General features: G+C 69.4%; 16 protein-coding genes, 6 tRNA genes and 4 pseudogenes. 20 read left to right on the top strand and 6 right to left on the bottom strand.

Annotation, left to right across the window (positions count from 1 at the left end):
- Nucleotides 1-57 precede the first annotated feature (57 nt).
- From QEG98_RS08190 to QEG98_RS08175, 4 genes are all read right to left on the bottom strand, one after another.
- Nucleotides 58-1,536 (bottom strand): FAD-dependent monooxygenase, encoded by a 1,479-nt coding sequence (locus QEG98_RS08190; RefSeq protein WP_316566303.1) that lies wholly within the window; start codon nucleotides 1,534-1,536, stop codon nucleotides 58-60.
- A gap of 216 nt (nucleotides 1,537-1,752) precedes the next feature.
- Complete coding sequence (locus tag QEG98_RS08185) at nucleotides 1,753-1,884, bottom strand: hypothetical protein (RefSeq protein ID WP_316566302.1); 132 nt, start codon at nucleotides 1,882-1,884, stop codon at nucleotides 1,753-1,755.
- The gene (locus tag QEG98_RS08180) at nucleotides 1,881-2,645 is read right to left on the bottom strand and encodes a hypothetical protein (protein ID WP_316566301.1); all 765 of its coding nucleotides are present in this window, start codon (nucleotides 2,643-2,645) and stop codon (nucleotides 1,881-1,883) included. Before QEG98_RS08180 ends, QEG98_RS08185 begins: the two co-directional genes overlap by 4 nt.
- Before the next feature lie 360 nt (nucleotides 2,646-3,005).
- Entirely contained in the window at nucleotides 3,006-3,287 is a 282-nt protein-coding gene (locus QEG98_RS08175) for a hypothetical protein (protein ID WP_316566300.1), read from the bottom strand.
- 403 nt (nucleotides 3,288-3,690) lie between these two features.
- On the opposite strand from QEG98_RS08175, the gene QEG98_RS08170 reads away from it, so the two are divergent.
- From QEG98_RS08170 to QEG98_RS08125, 10 genes and pseudogenes are all read left to right on the top strand, one after another.
- A complete protein-coding gene (locus QEG98_RS08170) occupies nucleotides 3,691-3,849 on the top strand; it encodes a hypothetical protein (RefSeq protein ID WP_194858444.1) in 159 nt (52 codons plus the stop codon).
- Nucleotides 3,850-3,943: 94 nt separating this feature from the next.
- Nucleotides 3,944-4,029 (top strand) — tRNA-Tyr (locus QEG98_RS08165).
- A 44-nt stretch (nucleotides 4,030-4,073) separates the two neighbouring features.
- A tRNA-Ile gene (locus tag QEG98_RS08160) sits at nucleotides 4,074-4,144 on the top strand.
- A gap of 76 nt (nucleotides 4,145-4,220) precedes the next feature.
- Nucleotides 4,221-4,291: transfer RNA gene (locus QEG98_RS08155), tRNA-Lys, on the top strand.
- A gap of 18 nt (nucleotides 4,292-4,309) precedes the next feature.
- Nucleotides 4,310-4,385 (top strand) — tRNA-Gln (locus QEG98_RS08150).
- Nucleotides 4,386-4,518: 133 nt separating this feature from the next.
- Nucleotides 4,519-4,589: transfer RNA gene (locus QEG98_RS08145), tRNA-Ala, on the top strand.
- 10 nt (nucleotides 4,590-4,599) lie between these two features.
- Nucleotides 4,600-4,673, top strand: a tRNA-Leu gene (locus QEG98_RS08140).
- 21 nt (nucleotides 4,674-4,694) lie between these two features.
- Nucleotides 4,695-5,237, top strand: a complete 543-nt coding sequence (locus QEG98_RS08135; RefSeq protein WP_090484395.1) for an HNH endonuclease — start codon at nucleotides 4,695-4,697, stop codon at nucleotides 5,235-5,237.
- 395 nt (nucleotides 5,238-5,632) lie between these two features.
- On the top strand, nucleotides 5,633-6,241 hold the full coding sequence (locus tag QEG98_RS08130) for a cytochrome C (RefSeq protein ID WP_316566299.1): 609 nt from the start codon (nucleotides 5,633-5,635) through the stop codon (nucleotides 6,239-6,241).
- A gap of 117 nt (nucleotides 6,242-6,358) precedes the next feature.
- A pseudogene (locus QEG98_RS08125) lies at nucleotides 6,359-9,180 on the top strand (AAA family ATPase).
- A gap of 15 nt (nucleotides 9,181-9,195) precedes the next feature.
- Here QEG98_RS08125 and QEG98_RS08120 read toward each other — a convergent pair.
- Nucleotides 9,196-9,768: a hypothetical protein gene (locus QEG98_RS08120; RefSeq protein ID WP_090484401.1), complete on the bottom strand. Its 573-nt coding sequence runs from the start codon at nucleotides 9,766-9,768 to the stop codon at nucleotides 9,196-9,198.
- 213 nt (nucleotides 9,769-9,981) lie between these two features.
- On the opposite strand from QEG98_RS08120, the gene QEG98_RS08115 reads away from it, so the two are divergent.
- Nucleotides 9,982-11,196: a polysaccharide deacetylase family protein gene (locus QEG98_RS08115; RefSeq protein ID WP_316566298.1), complete on the top strand. Its 1,215-nt coding sequence runs from the start codon at nucleotides 9,982-9,984 to the stop codon at nucleotides 11,194-11,196.
- Between the two features lie 28 nt (nucleotides 11,197-11,224).
- On the opposite strand, the gene QEG98_RS08110 is transcribed toward QEG98_RS08115, so the two are convergent.
- Nucleotides 11,225-12,124, bottom strand: coding sequence for a MaoC/PaaZ C-terminal domain-containing protein (locus QEG98_RS08110; RefSeq protein WP_316566297.1), 900 nt, complete (start codon nucleotides 12,122-12,124; stop codon nucleotides 11,225-11,227).
- A gap of 990 nt (nucleotides 12,125-13,114) precedes the next feature.
- Here QEG98_RS08110 and QEG98_RS08105 point away from each other — a divergent pair.
- The 9 genes and pseudogenes from QEG98_RS08105 to rimO all read left to right on the top strand — a co-directional run.
- Nucleotides 13,115-13,321, top strand: a pseudogene (locus tag QEG98_RS08105) (protein kinase); the annotation flags it as partial.
- 148 nt (nucleotides 13,322-13,469) lie between these two features.
- Nucleotides 13,470-13,856, top strand: a complete 387-nt coding sequence (locus QEG98_RS08100) for a hypothetical protein (RefSeq protein WP_316566296.1) — start codon at nucleotides 13,470-13,472, stop codon at nucleotides 13,854-13,856.
- A pseudogene (locus QEG98_RS08095) lies at nucleotides 13,738-15,294 on the top strand (tetratricopeptide repeat protein); the annotation flags it as partial. The gene QEG98_RS08100 and the pseudogene QEG98_RS08095, both read left to right, overlap by 119 nt.
- 80 nt (nucleotides 15,295-15,374) lie before the next feature.
- A pseudogene (locus tag QEG98_RS41745) lies at nucleotides 15,375-15,581 on the top strand (tetratricopeptide repeat protein); the annotation flags it as partial.
- 12 nt (nucleotides 15,582-15,593) lie between these two features.
- Nucleotides 15,594-15,731 (top strand): hypothetical protein, encoded by a 138-nt coding sequence (locus QEG98_RS08085; protein ID WP_316568085.1) that lies wholly within the window; start codon nucleotides 15,594-15,596, stop codon nucleotides 15,729-15,731.
- A gap of 189 nt (nucleotides 15,732-15,920) precedes the next feature.
- On the top strand, nucleotides 15,921-17,561 hold the full coding sequence (locus QEG98_RS08080; RefSeq protein WP_316566295.1) for a ribonuclease J: 1,641 nt from the start codon (nucleotides 15,921-15,923) through the stop codon (nucleotides 17,559-17,561).
- A 21-nt stretch (nucleotides 17,562-17,582) separates the two neighbouring features.
- Complete coding sequence (locus QEG98_RS08075; RefSeq protein ID WP_316566294.1) at nucleotides 17,583-18,080, top strand: YajQ family cyclic di-GMP-binding protein; 498 nt, start codon at nucleotides 17,583-17,585, stop codon at nucleotides 18,078-18,080.
- Nucleotides 18,081-18,088: 8 nt separating this feature from the next.
- Nucleotides 18,089-19,195: a hypothetical protein gene (locus QEG98_RS08070; protein WP_316566293.1), complete on the top strand. Its 1,107-nt coding sequence runs from the start codon at nucleotides 18,089-18,091 to the stop codon at nucleotides 19,193-19,195.
- 5 nt (nucleotides 19,196-19,200) lie between these two features.
- A complete protein-coding gene (gene rimO / locus QEG98_RS08065) occupies nucleotides 19,201-20,631 on the top strand; it encodes a 30S ribosomal protein S12 methylthiotransferase RimO (protein ID WP_090484415.1) in 1,431 nt (476 codons plus the stop codon).
- Nucleotides 20,632-21,380 lie beyond the last annotated feature (749 nt).

Raw genomic sequence — 21,380 nt, 5'->3', positions numbered from 1 at the left:
ACTCGGTCGCTGCGTCATGCGTACGTCAACGCGAGTCCAGGAGGCAAGCAACACGCGTTACGTCGCACGCGGCGGCCCGAACCATCGGGTCAGGGCCTCACGCAGCCCCTCGTCCGAGCCCTCCCCGACCCACGCCACGTGTCCGTCCGGTCGAATCAGCACCGCAACCGGCGCCGTGACCACGCCGAGCGCCGGGAGCTCCCACTCCCCCGTGTAGCGAGCAGCGACCCTCCGAACCCGGTCCCCCCAAGGCGTGATGTCGAGAGTGCCGGGCTCGCCCAGGTTGAGCAGCACCGGCCGCGCGTCGTGCAACAGGTGGAACACGCGCCGCGGGCCGTCGGCGGTGACCAGGTCGAGGTCCGGCATGCGGCGCCCGAGCAGCGGGTGTCCGTTGCCCAGGTCGTAGTGGACATCCAACCCCGACATCATCGCCGCGTACTGCTTGCGTGGCCCGTCCATCTGCAGCAGCTCAGCCAGCGTCTCGCGCACAGCGTCCATTCGCGCGTCACCGCGACTCAGCGCGGTCTGCGCCATGGTCTTCCGCAGTGCACGGGCCGCGACGGGGTGCCGCTCGGCCTGGTACGTGTCGAGCAGGTTCTCCGGCGAGACGCCGCGCACGACCTGGGCCAGCTTCCATCCCAGGTTCACGGCATCCTGCACACCGAGGTTGAGCCCCTGTCCGCCCATCGGCGAATGCACGTGGGCCGCGTCGCCGGCCAGGAGCACCCGCCGGTCCCGGTAGGACGCCGCCTGCCGCGTCATGTCGGTGAACCTCGAGAGGTGCGTGGCGCTGCGCAGGCCGTAGTCCGTCCCGTAGAGCGCGACGAGCCCCTCGCGCAGCCCCTCGAGGGTCGGCGCGTCGCCCGTGCCGACCCGCTCCTCTCTCAACACGACGCCCACACGTCCGTCCTCCAGCTTGCCCATGGCGTAGGTGCCCTTCTCGTCCCGGCGAATGCCGAACGCCGGCGCTCCGGTCATTTCGACCTCGGCGATGAGGTAGCTGATCGACGCGTCCCACCCCGGGAACTCGATGCCTGCCGCCTTGCGGACGAGGCTGCGCCCCCCGTCGCACCCGACGAGGTACTTCGCCCGCAACGCACGTCCGTCGGACAGCTCGACGTCGACACCGGTGTCGTCCTGCGTGAAGCCCGTCACCTCGCACCCACGGTAGATGGGCACCGCCAGTTCACCCACCCACTCCGCCAGGATGCGCTCGAAGCGCTCCTGCAAGAGCGCGAGCCCATGGTTGTGACGCGTCGGGAAGTCGCTGAGGTCCAAATGCGCCTGCCCGAACGCGACATTCTGGACCGCTTGCCCTTGCGAGGTGAAGCGCTCGACGACCCCACGCTGATCGAGCACCTCCAGGCTGCGCGCGTGCAGACCGCGCGCTCGAGAGCCGGCGACCTCCTGACTGGCGCGCCGCTCGACGATGGCAACGTCCACCTGAGCCAACGCCAGCTCCGCCGCCAGCATCAGCCCGGTCGGGCCCCCTCCAGCAATCATCACTGCGTGCTGTGTCACCACGTCCGCGTGCATTTCTCGGCCCTCCCGCTCCTGGATTGAAACGGGCCATGGTGGAGCACGACCGGGGGGGCTTGCGGCAATACCCGGGGTCTGGCATTTGCTGGCAGTGAAGAAAGCGGAGAGGGCTGCCTTGGCGACTCCAACGGCCCGCCGCGGACCCGGAAAGCGCGGACGCCTGCCCCCACGCGTGGCGAGGCCAGGCGTGCTCTCACCTCTCGGCTGAGCGCCCTACTCCTTCAGCTCGAGCAGGAAGCCGGTGCGGCCCTCGACGAGCGCGCGGGCATTGTCGCCGAGCACGACGCACGACACCCTCCAGCCAGTCCTGCTGACGCTCGGGCTACTCGAAAGCGCCTCTGTCACGACTCGACGATGAACGTGGTGTGGTCCACTCCGGTGTTGCCGGTGATGGGGTCGTATGCAGTCACGGTGACTTCGTAGATACCCTGCTGCTGGACGGACAGCGCTGCCTCGAAGGTGCTGGTCTTCCCGGCGTACTTCAGGGGGAGTTGGGCGAGCGGCTTCCCGTTGTGCTTCACCGTGGCCTGCAGTTCATACCGGTTGGAGTCCCAGAGCCCCTTGGGCTCGGTAGGGCAGCCACACATGAGCGTGAGGTTGGCGCGAAGAGGAAGGGTGAGTTTCTTGTCGGCCGGGAGCTTGAAGAACTCGTGAGCTGACGGGGTCACCACATTCATCACGAAGCCGGGCAGCTCCAGGATGAGGCCATCGCCCTCGAGGTGCTTGCCGGGCAGCATCCAGAGTTGGGTCGTGCTGGTGGCGAGTGCCTGCCGCTGCGCGAGGGGCCCGGACACCTCCACGGTCACCAGCCGCGGCTCGGTGAGGTCCAGGGTGGCCGTGAACTTCGCGGATGACTCATCCGCGAGCGGCGCCCCCCGCACTTGTGGCTGCTTCATCAGCGTCTGCGTGTTGCCTGTCGAGCCGGCAGTGACGCCGCTGACCAGCACTTGGCCGGACTGTGCATCCCGGAGCACCACCCGCACGCCTCCCATTGACGTCCCGATGAACTTGCCGTCCCGAGCGAGAGCCCTCACGACCAGTCGTGTCTCGGCTGCCAGGGCCGTCGTAGAGAACAACAGCAGGGTCCAGAGAATGAGGCTTCGCATGACTCGCTCCGTGTCGGAAGGTCTTGAGCGGAGCCGCATAACACGGCACGCGCACGAGAGTCGCAGGCCCTGGTGGAGAAACGCCTCGAGGCGGCACTGACGGTGGGGCCTCGCGAGTGAGGAATCGCTCGTTCAGCGCTGATTCCCCCGCGAACGTCTTTCCGAGCGTCCACGTCCGCCCGCCCGATGGCGCGGCGGAGTCGGCGAAGGAGCGCACGTCGGGATTGGATTCGGCGGGGCTGCTGGAGAGGACCTTCTCGGACGGCTTCACCGAGAAGCTTCCCTCTGTCCTGCTCGCCCCTCTTCACCGACTCCACACGACTCGGGAATTGACCGGCACGAGGGTCGCCAGCGCGAAGTCTAGGGCTCCTGGCTTGTCAGGGGCGGGCTGACACCCTCGATGCGCGTATGACCGTCCTTTCCGACCTCCAATCGGACGTGCGTCTTGCCAGCCGCGTCGCGGATCTCCACGGTCGCGACGCCGCTCTCGTTGACACCGAGGGTGATGCGCTCCTGGGGGGAGTTCCCATCGTTCGAGCGAAGTTGAATCGAGGGTCTCCCGTGGATGGTTGAGACACACACGGCCTCATAGCCCTCCGCGCTGTCGAAGCACAGTCCGTGGAAGCCTCGCTCGTCCAGCATTCCAATCCCTCCCATCTCCTGGCCCGACGGGCCCAGGAACTGAAGTCCATAACCAGGCGCGGCACGTGGCCCCGGGAGGGGGGCCCCAATGCGGACACGCGTCTGTCCTTGCGCGTCCACAATGTTCAGTTCTCGAAGGCTCATTGATGTCGGTGGCGCCTGCTCCGTGCATGAGGCGAGCGCACCCGCCAACAAGACGACACCGCCGGCCCACGAGGATTTGCCAAATGCACCACGCATGGAGGGCGACCTTTCTGGTTGAGAACCGACAATGGGGTTCTGCATCGGCAGCATGAAGGCGCACCGGGCTCTATCGCAAGCACCATGCGACACTCCGTGCCATCGAGCCTTGTCAGGAACGAAAATCACCGGACGTAAGGTCTCCTCGAAAGGAGCGGCGACCATGACGACGTTGACGATGCAGACGAACCCGATGAAGCGCAGCTATCGCAACAACCTCTGGTCCCAGCTCGACGCCGCCTCCAGCTCCCTTGTGAGCTTCGATTCGAAGTGCATCGTGGGATTTGACCGGATTGGCGGCCATCCGCCCGTACCCTGCTGAAGCTCGCGCTCCGTCACCGGCGCGCCAAGCCACGCAGAGGCCGGGCTCCCATCCAGGGGACCCGGCCTCTCGGCTTTCAGGGCCCCGCTCCTCCGGGGACGTAGAGCGTTAGGGGAGACGCGCGGGCCTGTAGAGCCCGAGCCCGACAGGGCCCGCTGGGTTCAACTCCCAGCGTCCCCATGCAGCACGAGCGTGGCCCGCCACGCCCAGTCACACACACCTCACGGGGTATCGCTCAAGGGTAGGGCACTCGTCTGATACGCGAGAAATCTCGGTTCGAGTCCGAGTACCCCGACAGACAGGCTATCTGACAAATGAATCGTCGTGATGAATGCATGCCGTCTGCTCTTTCCTGGGGCGGCACACAACACACCTCCGTAGCTCATTGGTAGAGCATCTGCCTCTTAAGCGGACGGCGAGGGTTCGAATCCCTCCGGAGGTATCTGAAGCAGCAGCACATACCGGAGTCGTCTAACCAGCAAGGATGGCGGACTCTGACTCCGCAGGTGCAGGTGCAAAGCCTGCCTCCGGTTCCACCTTTCACCCCCTCAGAGCGTTTGCGCGCTCCATGGGGAGCCGTTCGTCATAGGCCGCGCTTTGGGAGCAGCTTGGACTCCAAATCCGCGCATGCAGGGTTCGATTCCCTGGCGGCCTGCTTTCGCAGCACATGGGTACGTAGCTCAAGGGGAGAGCACTCGGCTTGCACCCGAGGGATCCGGGTTCGAATCCCGGCGAATCCACTTCACCAACGCCGGAGTAGCCCAATTGGCAGAGGCACCAGGTCGAGAGCCTGGAGGGTGCGGGTTCGACTCCCGCTTCCGGCACAACCCACGAGGCATCGTGTCATGGAGACGCTGGTCCTGAGTCAGTCTTTCGAACCTGTCGCACGTGTTCCCTGGCAACGCGCGGTGATGCTCATCTTCCAGGGCAAGGTCGAAGTGGTCGAGGAGTACGAGGACCGCGTCGTGCGCTCGGTGACGGTGGAGATTCGCATGCCCTCCGTCATCCGCTTCATCCGAGGCCTGCGCCGGCGGCCCAAGGGCGTGAAGTTCAGCCGGGAGAACGTCTACCTGCGGGACCACTGCCGCTGCCAGTACTGCGGCATCAAGGTGACGCGCCCGGAGGCCACGTATGACCACGTCCTGCCGCGCGCACAGGGTGGCAAGACGAGCTGGGAGAACATCGTCATCGCGTGCGTGCCCTGCAATCAGAAGAAGGGCAACCGGACGCCGGAGCAGGCCCGCATGGCCCTGCGCACGGCGCCCATGAAGCCGAAGAAGGTGCCCGAGGCGATGCACCTGACGTTCCTGTTCGAGAAGGGCATGCCCATGTCCTGGGCGAAGTTCCTCAGGGACGTCGCCTACTGGCACGTGGAATTGCAGGAGTAAGGCCGTGGGGGAAAGGGGAGCCACCCGAGGTGGCTTCCGCCTCCTGAGTGTTCCGCCCCGGCGGTGGATGCACTCGGAGGTCCGGGAGTCCGCCAGAGGCGGCTCCCACCCCGACAGCCACCCCGCGCGCCAGCAGGCGGGATGTCGCTGCTGGCGGTTTTTCGGGAAGCTGAACTGGCGATGGCGCCAGGCCCCGCTGCTAACGGGTGCGAGCCGCTCTTCGGCCCGAGGTTCGAGTCCTCCGGCTTCCGCTATGCATGCCCCACCGGTCCTCGGGCCACACGGGACTGTCCGCAGCGTGACGTGATGCGACACCGGCACGCAGCATGGCCGTGCCCCCGGGCGTCCCTACGCTCCCGCCACCGGGGCCACCGGCCAAACGAGGGGACGGACACATGATGCATGCGCGGATGGGACGGTGGGCGACGGCGGGCTGGGTCCTCCTGGGCGTCGCGGGAGGTGTCGGCGTTGGCTGCGGGTCGGATGACTCCGCCAAGAAGGAGCCTCCCGGAGGAGAGCAGGCCCAGATTCCCGTGGGCGCCGAGGACCAGGAGCGCATCGACATCGGGCTTCGAATCTCGCCCGTGCCGTTGAAGCTGGAAGGCCTGGACCGGAACCTGGTGGGATTGGGGAGCTACATCCTCAATGCCCAGGCCGGCTGTAGCGACTGTCACACCCAGCCGGGCTATCTCCCCGGAGGCGACCCGCATCAGGGCGAACCCGAGCAGATCAACACCACGAACTTCCTCGCGGGAGGAAAGCCGTTCGGTCCAGGCCTCGTCTCCTCCAACATCACCCCGGATGCGCAGGGCCTCCCAGGCGGCATGACCTTCGAGGCGTTCCTGGCGCTGATGCGGACAGGCCGTGAACACGGCGCCATCATCCCGGTGATGCCCTGGCCCATCTACGCGAAGATGCGCGACCAGGACCTGAAGGCCGTCTACGAATATCTCCGGGCCATCCCCCCGGCCCAGCCAGGAATGGCCCCGCCGCCAGCCCCTTGAGCGGGGCCGTCACGGCCGCGTCCCCTTCGGGGCACGCATTTGACCGGGATTGCGCGCTCACCCCCACGGTTCAAGGGGGTTAGAGTGCGCTCCCGGCGAGGGGGCGGCAGACGAGACATGGCGACGAGGAAAAGCGAGGACCAGGAGCGGCTCATCGACCGCGACCTCACCGCGCTGGCGCGGGAGGAAAGCTACCGGCCGCACACGGTGTGGACGCCGCCGTGACGGAGGTGCTGGGCCTGCTCACGCGGGGCGGCAAGCATCCCCTGCTGGCTGGTGAGCCCGGCGTGGGAAAGAGCGCCCTGGTGCAGGAGGTGGCCCGGCGCATCGCCGAAGGCCGCGTGGACGCCGAGCTGGCGAACGCACGGGTGGTGGAGGTGTCCGTCGCCAACATCCTGGCGCGCAGCACCCAGCGTCAGGCGGCGGAGAGCTTCGAGGAGCTGCTGGCCTACCTCGCGCGGCACCCCTGCCCCATCGTCTACATCCGGGACCTGCCCGCGGCCCTCGGTGGCCCGCTGGCGCCCGTCGCCGTGCGCGGACTGCGCACCGGAGGCCTGCGCTTCATCTTCGAGACAGAGCCCAAGCGCGTGCAGGAGCTGCTCCGCTCCGACGAGGCGCTGGCCGAGCGGCTCCACCTGCTGCCCCTACACGAGCCTCCGACGGAGAAGGCCCGCTGGGTGTTGGGCCGCGTGGCGGAGGAGCTGGAGCGCGAGCTGCGGCTGCCCATCGACCCGGCGGCGTGCGACCTGGCACTGCGCCTGACGTCCAAGTTCCTGCTCGCGCAGCGCATGCCGCGCAAGGCCATCGAGCTGCTGAAGGAGACAGCCGCGGAGGCGGCGAGCGCGGCCAAGGACCATGTGGGTCCCGAGGACGTACTCACCCGCTTCTGCGCGGCCACGCGGCTGCCTCGCTTCGTCGTCGACGACGCGATGCCGTTGGACCTCGATGAGACAGAGCGCTTCTTCGGCGAGCGGCTGCTGGGACAGACGGACGCGGTGGGCGCCGTATTGCGCTCGGTGGCGCTGCTCAAGGCCGGCCTCAACGATCCGCGCCGCCCCCTGGGCGTGTTCCTCTTCGCGGGTCCCACAGGCGTGGGAAAGACGCAGCTGGCCAAGCTGCTGGCGGAGTACCTGTTCGGCTCGGCGGACAGGCTGGTGCGCCTCAACATGGCGGACTACCCCAACGACGGTGACGAGAGCGTCCCCTTCGGCGCCACCTGGGCCCCGGCACTTGAGACACGGCGGGGAGAGCTGAGCGCGCTGCTGGACGGCAAGGTGTTCACCGTGCTGCTGCTCGACGAGTTCGAGAAGGCGGCGCGCAGCGTCCACGACCGCTTCCTCCAGCTCTTCGACGAGGGCACCTTCGTCAACGGGGCCGGCGAGACGGTGTCGTGCAACAACACGCTCATCGTCGCCACGTCCAACGTGGGCGCGGAGGTGTATCGCGAGTCCGGCATGGGCTTCACGGGCGCGCGCCGCGCGGAGGAGATGGTCCCCGAGGTGGACCGGCGCATCGGAGAGGCGTTCCGTCCGGAGTTCCTCAACCGCTTCGACGCCATCTGCCACTTCCGGCCCCTGTCCAAGGTGGACATCCGGAAGATTGCGCAGCGCGAGGTCGGCCGCGTGCTGGAGCGCGAGGGCATCCGCGCGCGCGCCCTGGACGTGGAGGTAACGCCCGCGGTGGTGGACCTGCTCGTGGAGCGGGGTTACTCGCCCCAGTTCGGCGCGCGCTACCTGCAGCGTGAAATCGAGAAGACGCTCACCGCGGCGCTGGCCGTGGAGATTGCGCGCAGGCCGCTGCCTCCGGGCACGCCCGTCCGCGTCGAGACCCGCCTGGGCGGCCGCGTCACCGCCGTGGCGGAGCCCGCCGCGCCGCCGCCCTCCCCCACCGCGCAGCTGCTGCTGCCATCCGCTCGCGCGGCGCCGGTGAAGCGGCGGCTGGACCGCAAGTCACTCCTGTTCGAGATGGACCGCCTGGTGGGCAAGGCGCGCGCCCTGGCGGACTCCGCCGGCCGGCCGCAGTTGGAGCAGCGCCGCGCGGAGCTGCTGGCGGAGACGCAGGCGCCCAACCTCTGGGATGACCCCACGCGTGCCGCCGAGGTCATCCGCGCCTTCCGCACCGTAGAGGCGCAACTCAACGAACTGGAGCGGCTGGAGGCCGCGGGCCTGTTCGCGCGGCGGCTGGTGCGGGAGGCGAAGAACGAGGTGCAGCTCGGCTCCGCGGCGCGGCAGGTGGAGGACGTGGCGCGCGAGGTCCAGATGGCGGAGGCCCTGCACGCCTCCGGGGCCACCACCCAGGACACCGAGGCACTGGTGGACATCTGCGCCAGTGACTCAGCGGAGGCCCAGGCGACCTGGGTGCAGGAACTGGCCACCATGTACCTCGGCTGGGCCCAGCGGCGCGGCTACGAGGCGGTCGCGGTCGCCGAGGCGGAGGAGCCCTCGCGCGTCGTCGTGCGAATCGCCGGCCCGGGAGCCTATGGCTTCCTCGCGGGCGAGGCGGGCATGCACCGGCGGCTGGAGGACGAGAAGCGCCAGCGCGCCTACGTGCGCGTCCACCGCGGCGGCTCGATCTCCGAGGAGGAGCTGGCCTACCTGGAGGTCCAGGGCCGGCCCATGAAGAGCCACGAGGGCGCCTACCTCCAGCGCGTCCGCACCGAGGTGACGGTGAAGGACGAGTCCTCCGGACGCGTGCTCACGCTCACTGGCGCCACGGAGATCGACGAACTGAAGGACATCGCCGCGCGTGTCGTCTACGGCCAGGGCAGCAACACAGACGAGGCACGGCGTTACTACCTGGGACGGGGCGCCCGGGTGGAGGACCCGCGCACTGGCGCCGGCACCCCGCGCGTGAAGGACGTCCTGCGCGGCGAGCTGGACGTCTTCATCGCCGCGTGGATTACACGGCCCCCCACCGAGCCCCCAGCGCCCGGCAACTGAGCGGGGCGCGAGGCGTCAGCGGGACATGTCCACGACTCGGAGCGTCGAAAGGCCCTCCGAGGCCGAGGCCATCGTCTGGCCGAGCTTGCGGGCACTCTCTGGGAAGGGGCCCCGTGCCAGCTCCCGCCCCGACGGGCTCAGGACCTTGGCGACGACCTGGCCAAACCCCTTCTTCAGCCCCATGGCCTGGTGCGGCTCGCCCTTGGCGTCCGCCACCATGAAGAGCGACGACTCCAGCTCGGGAGGCGGCGCCTCGCCGTGCTGACGGAAGATGTTCCGCATGTGCTCGATGGACTCGCGGTGGCTCTTCTTGATTTCGCCCCGCGCCATGCCCTTGAAGAGGCCAGGGACGTCCCGCAGGTCCACGTGAATCAGGACAATGGGCCGCTCCTCGCGCAGGTCGTAGATGAACGAGTAGGCGTGCTGGCGCAACTCATCCCGAGAGCCCCGGTTGGCGTACAGCACCAGGGTGGGCCGCCCCTTGCCGACGGGGACCTCACGGCCGAATACGTCCTTCAGCTCGGCGGCCTGAGAGGGAATCGCTCCCAACAAGGCCAACAGACATGCGAGCGCGGCGACTTTCTTCATGCAGCGAGTTCCTTTTCCAAGGGCCTACAGTGGCTCAGACGAACACGGGGCACCCCTATTCGAATCCCTTCCCTCCCCCTGGAGTCGGCGTGATGCACCTGCCAGGTCCACGCCGCTTGCCCAGGGGGCCCGGCCGGTTGCCTGGCGTCCGTTCCGTCTGGTATCGGATTCATCATGCCGCACGAGTCTGACTCGCCGCGGTGGGGGAAATCCATGTCCAGACCACACGGGGTGTTTCGAAGGTTCGTCTCGCTGCTCCTCCTGTCGCTGGCGCCGGCCGCGTTCGCCGCGGCGCCCTTCACCGAGGGGATGGTCACCATCACCCTGGACGACGGCTGGGCCACGCAGTTCTCGCTGGCCCGCCCCGAGCTCAACGCGCGGAGCATCCCCGCCACCTACGGTCTCGTCACCCTGGCCATCCACGAAGGCTGGGGCGGCTACATGTCGCTGGCGCAAGCCCAGACACTCGTCTCCGAGGGCAATGACATCGCCAGCCACACGCTGACCCACCCGGACCTGACGTCGCTGTCCCCGACGCAGCTCGCGGCCGAGCTCCAGGACTCTCGTGCCTGGCTGGAGAGCGCGCTGAGCCTGCCCGCCGTCCCCAATTTCGTGGTGCCGTATGGCCTGCAGAACGGCCTGGTGCTCGACGTCATCCGCCAGCATTACGCCAGCAGCCGCACGGTGAGCGCGGGCCGCAACTTCCGCGACACCGTCGTCTACGAGCTCCGCGCCAATGACGTGGCCCGCACCGTTCCAGTCAGCACCGTCCAGGGCTGGGTGGACCAGGCCATCGCGGAGAAGAGCTGGCTCATCCTCGTCTTCCACGAGTTCGTCAACGGCACGCCGACCCGTGACACCCAGTACGAGACGTCCCACTTCGCGGACATCCTCGACTACGTGCAGACGCGCGGCGTGCGCACCGTGACGCTGGCCGAAGGACTGGCCCTGATGGAGGGGCGCACCGAACCCGACCTGACCACGGGCATGTTCGTCTACACCGACGCGCTGCAGAACGGCTTCGCCAACTGGAGCTGGGCGGACCACTCACTCGACGAGACGGGAGTGGTCCATGCGGGCTCGGCCGCCATCCGCTTCGAGCCGGACACGTGGAATGGCCTGCTCTTCCATCACCCTGGCCTGGACCTGGCGCAGTATCAATCCATCCGCTTCTGGGTCCACGGCGGTACCGCGGGAGGACAGGCGGTGCGGCTGGTGCTCCACGATGGCACGCAGATGCTTGGCACCACCCGCCTGGACACCGCGCTGGGGGCGCCCATCGCTCCCGGAGTCTGGCAACAGGTGACGATTCCCCTCTCCAGCATCGGGGCCACCACGGGCACGCTGCGGGACCTCTACTTCCAGGACGACTCCGGCACGGACCAGCCGGCGCTGTACCTGGATGACGTGTTGCTCGTGCCGCAGTGACGCCCTCAGTCCCGCGCCGGGCGCATCGTCACCGCGCTGGCGACGCGCCCGGTGACAGGCGGCCCAGCAAGTGGAACTGGCCGTCTTCCGCCATCACCCGGTAGGCAACGGCGCCCTCTGGCTGCGGGGCGGTCTGGAAGATGACCCGAGAAGGCAGCAGGAGCGGACGGCGGAACTCCGAGGACAACGTGAGCGCGGGAGCCTCCGCGGCCTCGCCCATCTCCGCCACGCAGCGGCCCACGGTCCACATTCCATGGACGATGGCGCGGGGAAAGCCGAAGGGGCGCGCCGTGAAGCCATACAGATGGATGGGGTTGTAGTCGCCCGAGGCCCGGGCGTAACGGCGGCCCGCGTTCTCCGGGACGGACCAACTGGCCGGACGACTGTTGGCGAAGACTTGCGCCTCGTCGGTGGAGGGAGGACGCCCCGCCTCACGTGGCCGCTCCCCCATTCCAGGCAGGCGGCGGAGCATGGTGGTGACGGCGCTCCACACCTGCGCGCCGTCCGACTCCACCACGGTGTGCAAATCCAGCTCGCGCCCCTGCCGTGCCTCACGCTGGCCTTCGACCCAGGCATGGACGGAGAGCCGGGCCCCGGCGTGCAGGCGGTGATGCTGCTGGATGTGATTGCGCACGTGCACCATGCCCAGCAACCGGTAGGGGAACGCCGGGTGGTTGAGCAGCGTGAGGTGCAGCGACGTCGCGAGCACCTGAGGGAAAGGCAGCGGCAGGTAGCCATCCTCGGGAAACCCACACACCTCCCGGTAGCGGGCCAGTTGTCTGGCGTCCGGGGTGAAGCCTTTCACCCGCACATCCAGGCGGGGCACCTCTCCGGGCCGTGAGGGCCGGCGTGCCACGGCGGCACGCAGCAGCTCCTTGGCGAGCAGCGGAGGCTGGGAGAGCTCGAGCGAGGGCGAAGTGTGGGACACGTTGGGACTCCAGGATGACGCAGCCGGACGTACCGCATGGCAGCACGCGCGGCCCCCGGCGTGAAGCAGAGAGTCCACGAAAGGACCGCTTGGAATGTAAAGCCCCTCTTTCTCGGGAACACGGAGCGTGGGAGAACGTTGCCTCCGTGTCCTGCTTTGACGAAATCACCGCGCGGGCGCTCGCCGCTGGACAGCTTCATGCTTCGGAATCCAATCCATTGCGCAGACATGCGGAAGGCTGCCGCAAGTGCGCCCAGTTGCTGGCGCGGGTGACGCCGCCTGGCGCGGCGGCGCAGCGCACCGCCGTCGCTCAGAAAATCTCGACGGACACATCCACCCTGACGGCGGGTCGCGGTGATGACGACACGCTTCCCACCGAGCCCATCCGGGTGGAGAACCGGCCCACGGCCCGTGCGCCATCACCGTCGCCATCGGGCTCCAAACCTTCCGAACGGCCCGCCCGCTTCGCCCTCCGCCAGACCGGGCACGCCCCCACCTGGACAGCTCCCCCATGGCGGCGGTGCCGACCGCTGAGGCCCGCCCCTCGGAGCCGGTCGCCCCCCACCGTCCCGCCGCGCCGGTGTCGATTCCAGCCCCCGCGGGGCTCGCCGCGCCACCCGCCCCGCCCCCACCGGCTATCCGCTCGATTCCGCCGCCCGCACCGCCTCAGGACCTGAGCGCGCGCATCCTGCCCAACGCACACGCCGCGCCTGCTCCCAGCGCGAGCCCAAGCGCTTCGCGGGGGCCCATGTGCTCCCGCATGGCGGCGGCCGGCTGCTCTCCCCCGGACGCGGCGGAGGGACGCGGCTCTCGAGTCACCCTGTCCATGCCCCTGACGCCCTCGCCGGCCGGCCGCTCCTGGCGAGCCCCGGAGGCGGAAAGTCGGGCCGCCCTCCCGCGCGCAAGGATGTCGAGGACACCGAGCCCCGGGATTCGGCCCAGATTCGCGTGGGCCGCTACCACATCCTGGACACCCTGGGCGCGGGCGGCATGGGCGCGGTCTACAGCGCCTATGACCCGGAGCTGCACCGGCGCGTGGCCATCAAGCTGCTGCACCCGGACGCCAACCCGGCGGCGCGCTCGGACGGCTCGTCCCGGCTGCTTCGCGAAGCCCAGGCGATGGCGCGGCTGTCTCACCCGAACGTGGTCTCCGTCTACGACGCGGGCACGTTCGCGGGGCGCGTCTTCATCGCCATGGAGCGGGTGGACGGCCTGTCCCTGCGCCACTGGCTCCGCGCCGAGCACCGCACCGGCGAGAGGTGCTCGACATCTTCCGCCAGGCGGGCCGAGGCTCGCCGCCGCACATGCCGCGGGTCTGGTCCACCGGGACTTCAAGCCCGCCAACGTGCTGGTCAGCAAGGAGGGCCGGGCGCAGGTGACGGACTTCGGGCTGGCCCGCACCACCGCGGACCTCGACGCCGCCGAGGCGGGCCGGGGCACCACGCCCGCGCTGCCGCGCCTCGCCCCGGAAGACCTGCTCCAGACGGCGCTCACCGAGGCCGGGCTCGTCATGGGCACGCCCGCGTACATGCCGCCCGAGCAGCACGAAGATGGGCGCATCGACGCGCGCGGGGACCAGTTCAGCTTCTGCGCGTCCCTCTACGAAGCCCTCCATGGACAGCTTCCCTTCAACGGCAAGCGCCCGGAGGACTACTTGGAGGAAGCCCGCGCCGGCCGCGTGCGCCCCCGCCTCGGGGCAGCCGCGTCCCCACGTGGGTGCTGCGCGCCGTGACGCGGGGCCTGTCCCCGGCTCCCGAAGCGCGCTTCCCGTCCATGGGCGTGCTGTTGGATGCGCTGGGCGCGGACCCGCTGGCGGCCTGGCGCCGCCGTGGCGCGGTGGCCGCCGCGTCCATGCTGCTCAACAGCGTGGTCGCCGTCACCGGCTCCTGGTGGGCTCGCAGCGGGACGGCCCGTGTCCGGATGCCGAGGCCCGGCTCACCGGCGTCTGGGACACGGCACGCCGGGCGGAAATCCAGAAGGCTTTCGCCGCCACGGGCAAGGTCCACGCCTCCGCCGCCTTCGAACGCGTGGCGACGACCCTGGATGGCTTCGCGCACGATTGGACGCGCATGCACCGCGAGGCTTGCGAGGCCACCCGGGTTCAGGGCCACCAGTCGGACCACGTGCTCGCGCTGCGCATGGCGTGCCTGGACCGGCGCCACTCGGCCCTGGTGGCCTTGACGGGCGTGCTCGCGCAGACGGATGCGGAGGCGCTGAACGCCGCACCGGACGCGGCCCAGCGGCTGCCTCCCATCGCCGCCTGCGCGGACGTGGACGCGCTATGGCGAGGCCTGTCGGAGCCCGAGGGGCAGCGACAGCAGGTGGAGGCCCTGCGCGCCCGGGTGGACCGGGCCACGGCCCTGGTGGACGCCGGCCGCTACCCCCAGGCGCAGGAAGAAGCGAAGGCGGTGCTGTCCGAGGCGCGGCAGCTCGGCTACGGGCCGGTGCTGGCGGAGGCGCTGGAGCTGGAGGGCCGGCTCGGGCTCGTCGCGGGGGATGACGCTCGCGCCGCCGCGGCCCTGCGGGAATCCCTCTTCACCGCGCAGGCGCACCGCCATGACCACCTGGCGGCGCGCGCGTCGGCGCGGTTGGTGACCGCCGTCTCCTCCGACCCCACCCTGGAGTCCTGGACGGTGGAGCAGGCGCGCGCGTCCATCCAACGCGCGGGCGGTGCCTCCGAATTGGAAGCCTTGCTCCAGACGAGCCTGGGCCGCAACGCCTTCCTCCGAGGCCAGTACGCCCAGGCAGTGGAGGCCTTTGGCCGCTCCGCGACGCTGCGCGAGCAGGAGCTGGGCCCCGAGCACCTGCTCACGTTGGAGTCGCTCCGCAACCAGGCCGCGGCCCTGTCCCGCACGCCCGAGACGGAGCGCGCCATGGGCCTGCTGCACCGCGTGCTGGAGACGACGGAGCGCGTGCTCGGTCCGGACCACCCTCAGACGGCCATGGCGGCCAACGCCATGGGCTACCACCTGGTCATCGTCCGCCGCTTCGAGGAAGCCCTCCCCTACCTCCAGCGCGCCATCCACCTGGAGGAGCAGTCGCTGGGACACGACAGCGCCACGCTGAGCTATCCGCTCAACAACCTGGCGGAGGCCCTGGAAGCGCTCGGCCGCAACGCAGAGGCCCGCCCCCTGCGCGAGCGCGCGCTCGCGGTGGACCTGAAGGCCTACGGCTCCGAGCATCCGGAGACCGCCACCGACCTGGCTCTGCTCGGCGCACTGGCCCTGCGCGAGGAAAGCCGCGCGATGCAATGGACTACGCCCGCCGGAGCATCGCGGCCTACGAGGCCTTCCAGAAGGACCACCTGGACACGGCCGCTCCGCTCACCACGCTGGGCCTGGCCCTGCACGCCCTGGGCAAGAGCCACGAGGCCCGCGCCATGCTGGAGCGCGCCTTGGCGCTTCGCACCGCCCATCCGGGCCCGGCCGAGGATCTCGCGAGCACCCGCTTCGCCCTGGCCCAAACGCTGGTGAAGCAGGACGGGCCCCGCGCCCGGGGGCTGGCCAACCAGGCCCTGCACTTCTACGCAGCCGAGGAGCCCACCTACGCCCTGGAGGCCAGCTCCGTCCGCAACTGGCTCCAGGATCTCCGGCGACGGAGGCGCTGAGCCGCCGCCAGGGCCCACATCCACCCAAATCACGCCCCTCTACACACATCCTCAAGCGGGAACGCGATAAAGCCCGGGAGCGCTCCATCCGCATCCGATGAAGTCACCCCGAGGGCCGCCAGACAGGCGGACGCGGCTCACGCCCATTCTCGGGGGCTTCCGTCACTTTCCACCGCTAGACTTCACCCAATGCTTCACGTCATTCCCCTGGGCGGCCTGGGCGAAATCGGCCTCAACTCCATGGTCATCGCCTGCCGTGGGGAGATGCTGCTCATCGACGCCGGGCTGATGTTCCCCTCCGCGGGGATGCCCGGCGTGGACATCATCATTCCGGACTTCAGCCACCTGAAGCAGAACGCCGCGCAGCTCAAGGGCGTGCTGCTCACCCATGGCCACGAAGACCACCTGGGCGCCCTGCCCTACCTGCTCAACGAGGTGCCCGTCCCCGTCTACGGCACGCGCTTCACGCTGGCCATGGCGCGCCACCGGCTGGAGGAGCTGGGCATCGAGGCGGACCTGCGAGAAATCGAGCCGCGCGAGCCCTTCCCCGTGGGTACGGCCTTCCGCGTGGAGGCCAGCCGCGTCACGCACACCGTGCCAGACGCGGTGGGCTACATCCTGCGCACGCCCGAAGGCACCCTCATCCACACCGGCGACTTCAAGCTGGACCCGGACCCCATCGACGGGCTGCGCACGGACCTGGAGCGCTGGGGCGAGGCCGGCGAGGAAGGCGTGCTGTGCCTCCTCTCCGACTCCACCAACTCCGAGGTGACGGAGGAGACGGGCAGCGAGCGCGTGGTGGAGCAGACCTTCGAGCGCCTCTTCCAGGGCGCCACCGGCCGCATCATCGTCGCCCTCTTCTCCTCCAACCTCCACCGGGTGCGGCACCTGCTAGCGCTGGCGGAGCGGCTGGGGCGCAAGGTGGCCCTGCAGGGCCGCAGCATGCTGCGCAACGTGGAGATGGCGCGGGAGATGGGCTACCTGGACGTGCCCGACTCGCTCTTCGTCCACGTGGACACGGTGCCGGCGCTGCCCGCGCAGCGGGTGCTGGTGCTGACCACCGGCGCCCAGGGCGAGCCCCGGGCCGGGCTGTCCCAGCTCGCGTCGGGGGACGGCCCCGTGCGGCTGAATCCCGGCGACCTGGTGGTGCTCAGCTCGCGGGCCATCCCCGGCAACGAGCGCTCCGTGGGGGCCCTCATCGACGCGCTCCAGTGGCGCGGGGCCAAGGTCGCCTACGCCCAGGTGGAGCCGGGCATCCACGTCTCTGGCCACGCCAGCCAGCCCCAGCAGCGGCGCGTGCTGGACCTGGTGCGCCCGGCCCACTTCATCCCCGTCCACGGCGAGGGACGCCACCTGCACAAGCACCTGCTCACCGCGCGCGAGGCCGGGCTGGAGCCCGCCCAGTGCCTGCTGGCGCAGGACGGCGACGTCGTCACCTTCGAGGAGGGCCGGGGGCGCTTCACCGGCAGCGTCCCGTCCGGACGCATCCTCAAGGACCGGTTCGGCCCTGGCCTAGTGACGTCCGACACGCTCCAGGAGCGCATCCGGCTGTCGGAGACGGGCTTGGTGGCCGCGGTGGTGGTCATCCAGCGGGACTCCCTGAAGCTGGTGGCGGGGCCCCAGTTGTCCGGACAGGGGCTGTCCGTGGACGAACAGGCACAGCTCCCCCGGGTGGCCCAGGAAGCGCGAGCGCTCTTCGAGGAACTGTCCCCCGCCCTCCGGGGCGATGACGCCCTGGTGAGAGAGGAACTCACCCGGGTCGTACGCCGGGCCTTCAAGGCGTACACGTCCAAGCGTGCCCTGGTGGTGCCCTTGGTCGTCCGGGTGTAGGTATGGTAAGGGCCGCTGCCCATGCCATCCTTCGACGTCGTCTCGAAAATCGACCTCGCTGAGCTCGACAACGCGGTCAACCAGACCAAGAAGGAGCTCAGCACGCGGTACGACTTCCAGGGCACCCATGCCGACGTGGTGCTGGCCCCGGACCATACCGCCATCACCGTGAAGGCCAACAGCGAAGACCGCGTCCAGGCCGCCAAGGAAGTCCTCCTGACGAAGCTGGCCAAGCGGAACATCAGCCTGTTCGCCCTGGAGTACGGCGACATCGAGAAGACGGGCCTTCACAACGTAAAGCAGGTCATCAAGCTCCAGCAGGGCATCCCGGTGGAGAAGTCCAAGGAGCTGGTGAAGCTGCTGAAGGACTCGAAGATGAAGGTCCAGGGCTCCATCCAGGCCGACCAGCTTCGCGTCACGGGCAAGAACCGGGACGACCTCCAGGCGGCCATCGCCCTGTTCCGCAAGGAGCAGGACCGGCTGAAGCTGGACATGCAGTTCACCAACTTCCGCGATTGAAGAGGCCCATGCGCGCTGCCGCCCTGTCCTTCTGCCTCCTGTTCTGCGCCCCGGGCGTGGCGTCCGCCCAGGCGGCGGACCGTCCTTCCAAGCCGGTTCCCTCCCTCGCCAAGCCCCCGCGCATCCAAGGCGGGCTCAAGGCCTTCGCGTCGCCGATGGTGCTCAAGCCCGTCGCCGTGGAGGGCGCCACCGCCTCGTTCACCGCCAAGGTGGGCGCGCGCAAGGACACGCTGTACGTCGGCGTGGAAGCCACCGACGACCAGCTCCAGGCTGGCGACTTGCTCACCCTGTCCCTCTACTTCCCGGGCACCGGCCCCACCGCCACCGGCTACACGTGGCGCTTCGCCTTCGATGGCAAGCGCGCGTCCGGGGCGGAGAGCGGCACGCCGCAGTTCGCGCAGGACCTGGTGACGGCCGCCGTGCAGCGCCAGGGCAACACGCTGCTGCTGATGGCGTCGGTGCCGGTGCGCGCCTTCCCCCGCTTTCCCGCCGTGGACCCGCTGGTGATGGACCTGTGCCTCACCTACGAGGACCGGGACAGCGCGGACGGCAAGGCCACGTCCATCTCCAACTGCCAGAGCGGCACCATGGTAGGTGACGCGCTGCGCCTGCCGGACGAGCCTCGCAAGGGCCTCAAGCTGAAGCTGCCGGAGAACGTCACCTCGCTCGAGCCCAGGGAGGACGGGCTGCTGGGCTGGGACTACATGAGCTACCCGGCCTGGGCTCAGGCGGACGACGAGCTGACGCCTGCCTCGCTGCGCGGCCTGGTGGCGCCGGACGCCGTCGTTCCCTCGTCCGTGGACCTGAACGTGCCGGATACGCTCACCCTGGAGGACGGCGGACGCGTCGTCACGGTGGTGAGCGGGAAGAATCCGTATGCCGTCGCCGGTCAATGTGACGCCGATGACGAGCTGCGGTTGGGCCTCTACCTGGTGACCGGGAAGACAGCGCGCCGGGTGCTCGAGTGGCCGGCCGCTACCTGCGCGCTGGGGCGCACGTCGTCGGTGGAACTGGAAGAAGAGGGCGTGCTGTCCATCCGTTACTCGAACGGCACGTCCATCAACTTCGCCTGGAGTGGGACCCACTTCTCGCGAACCGAACTCGGAAAGCGGTAGACGCAGTGGAAACCACCACCCCCAAGAGCCTGTACATGATGACCCTCGGCTGCCCGAAGAACCGGGTGGACTCCGAGGTGATGCTGGGCACGCTGCGCCACCGCGGCTACACGCTGGTGCAGGAGGCGTCCGACGCCCAGGTCATCGTCGTCAACACGTGCGCCTTCATCGGTCCCGCCAAGCAGGAGTCGGTGGACTCCATCCTGGAGATGGCCGAGCTGAAGAAGTCCGGCGCCTGCAAGACGCTGGTGGTGACGGGCTGCTTGTCCCAGCGCTACGGCGAGGAGCTGTCGAAGGAGATGCCGGAGGTCGACCACTTCCTGGGCACCAGCGCCTACGCCCAGATTGGTGACCTGCTGGCCGCCGAGGCCTCGCCGCGTCAGGTGATTCCAGACCCGGACTACATCCACGACGCCAACACGCCGCGCATCAACTCGATGCCGAAGTACACGGCGTACCTCAAGATTTCCGAGGGCTGCGACAACGCCTGCGCCTTCTGCATCATCCCCACCCTGCGCGGAGGGCAGCGCTCGCGGCCCATCGACGACATCGTCGCCGAGGCGAAGCAGTTGGCGGACAGCGGCGTGCAGGAGCTGAACCTCGTCGCGCAGGATTTGACGGCCTACGGGCATGACCTGCCGGGCCGGCCGAAGCTGCATGATTTGCTCAAGGCGCTGGTGCAGGTGGACGTGAAGTGGATTCGCCTCCACTACGCCTACCCGCGCATCTTCCCGGACGAGCTCATCGAGGTGATGGCCTCGGAGCCGAAGATTGCCCGCTACCTGGACATGCCCGTGCAGCACGTCAGCGACAAGCTGCTGCTGTCCATGAAGCGCGGCCGCAACTCGGAGTTCCTCAAGGGCCTGCTGACCAAGCTGCGGGAGCGCGTGCCCGGCCTGGTGATGCGCACCTCGCTCATCGTCGGCCTGCCGGGTGAGACGGACGAGGACTTCGAGATGCTGAAGGAGTTCGTGAAGACGCAGCGCTTCGAGCGCCTGGGCGTCTTCCAGTACTCCGACGAAGAGGGCACCGCCGCCTACGACCTGCCGGACAAGGTGCCGCAGAAAACCATCGAGCGCCGCTGGCGCGAGGTCATGGCCATCCAGAAGCGCATCAACCGCGAGCAGAACAAGAAGCTCGTGGGCAAGCGCCTGGAAGTGCTCGTGGAAGGCCCCGCGCCGGAGACGGAGCACCTGCTGGTGGGCCGCCACCAGGGCCAGGCGCCGGACATCGACGGCATGGTCTACATCAACGATGGCCTGGCGTACCCGGGGGAGATTGTCACCGTGGAGGTGACGGAAGCCCACGACTACGACCTGGTCGCCCGCGTGGTGGAGCGCCCGGACCCGAAGCAGCGCGAGCACACCGCGCGCGACGCGCACCCGGCGCCGCTGCCCGTGTCGGTGATGCAGCGTCCGGCCCCTCGCGCGGAGTAGGCGCGAAGGCCCCGGACGCCGCGGGAGCCCTCAGCGCGAGGGCTCCTCCAGCACCAGGGTGCGTCCCGGGCTGACGGCGCGCAGGCGCTCGCGCAGCTTCTCCCGGTCCGCCTTCGCCGACTTCGGCGTCGCCGCCAGCTTCTCGTGGAGCTCGCGCGCCGTGGCGTCGTACCAGACCTCACGCACGGGCCCACCCTCGGCCGGTGCCGCGCCACGCCCGCGAGCAGCCGGCAGCAGTCCTCCCAGCCCGCGTCCTGCTGAGGGCCGCCCTGCTCCCGGGTGAAGGCGATGGCGTCATCCAACGTCTTCCCGTCCTGCAGGTAGACGTTGATGAGCGCCCGGGCCGCGCGGTTCCCCGCGTCCCGCATGCTGAGCCACAGGAACCACGCCTTGCCCTCGGGCGCGGGCGACTCCACCGCGTAGATTTCAGTGACGGGCGCGGGCGTGCCGTCCGGACCGAGGCCCACGAGCCCCGCCTCGGGCGACACGAGCAACACGAACGCGTCCGCGGGCAACTTCAGCGTCTCCGCCAGCACCGTCCCCGGCGTCTCCTTCACCAGGCGCCGGGCCAGGTCCGCCGCCACCTCGTAGCGCTGCCGGCCCCGCTCCTCGTGCACCACCAGGTGCCAGTCACGCAGCACGGCCTGGAGGTTGGTATGGGCCCACTGCTGGCGGAACTCGTAGGTGTCCACGCCCTTGCGCCGGCAGATGTCGTCCAGGGTGGAGCGGAGCGCATTCAGCATCTCCTC

The organism is Myxococcus sp. MxC21-1 (assembly GCF_032612255.1).
Taxonomy (GTDB): domain Bacteria; phylum Myxococcota; class Myxococcia; order Myxococcales; family Myxococcaceae; genus Myxococcus; species Myxococcus virescens.
This window is presented reverse-complemented; position numbering and strand designations above follow the sequence as displayed.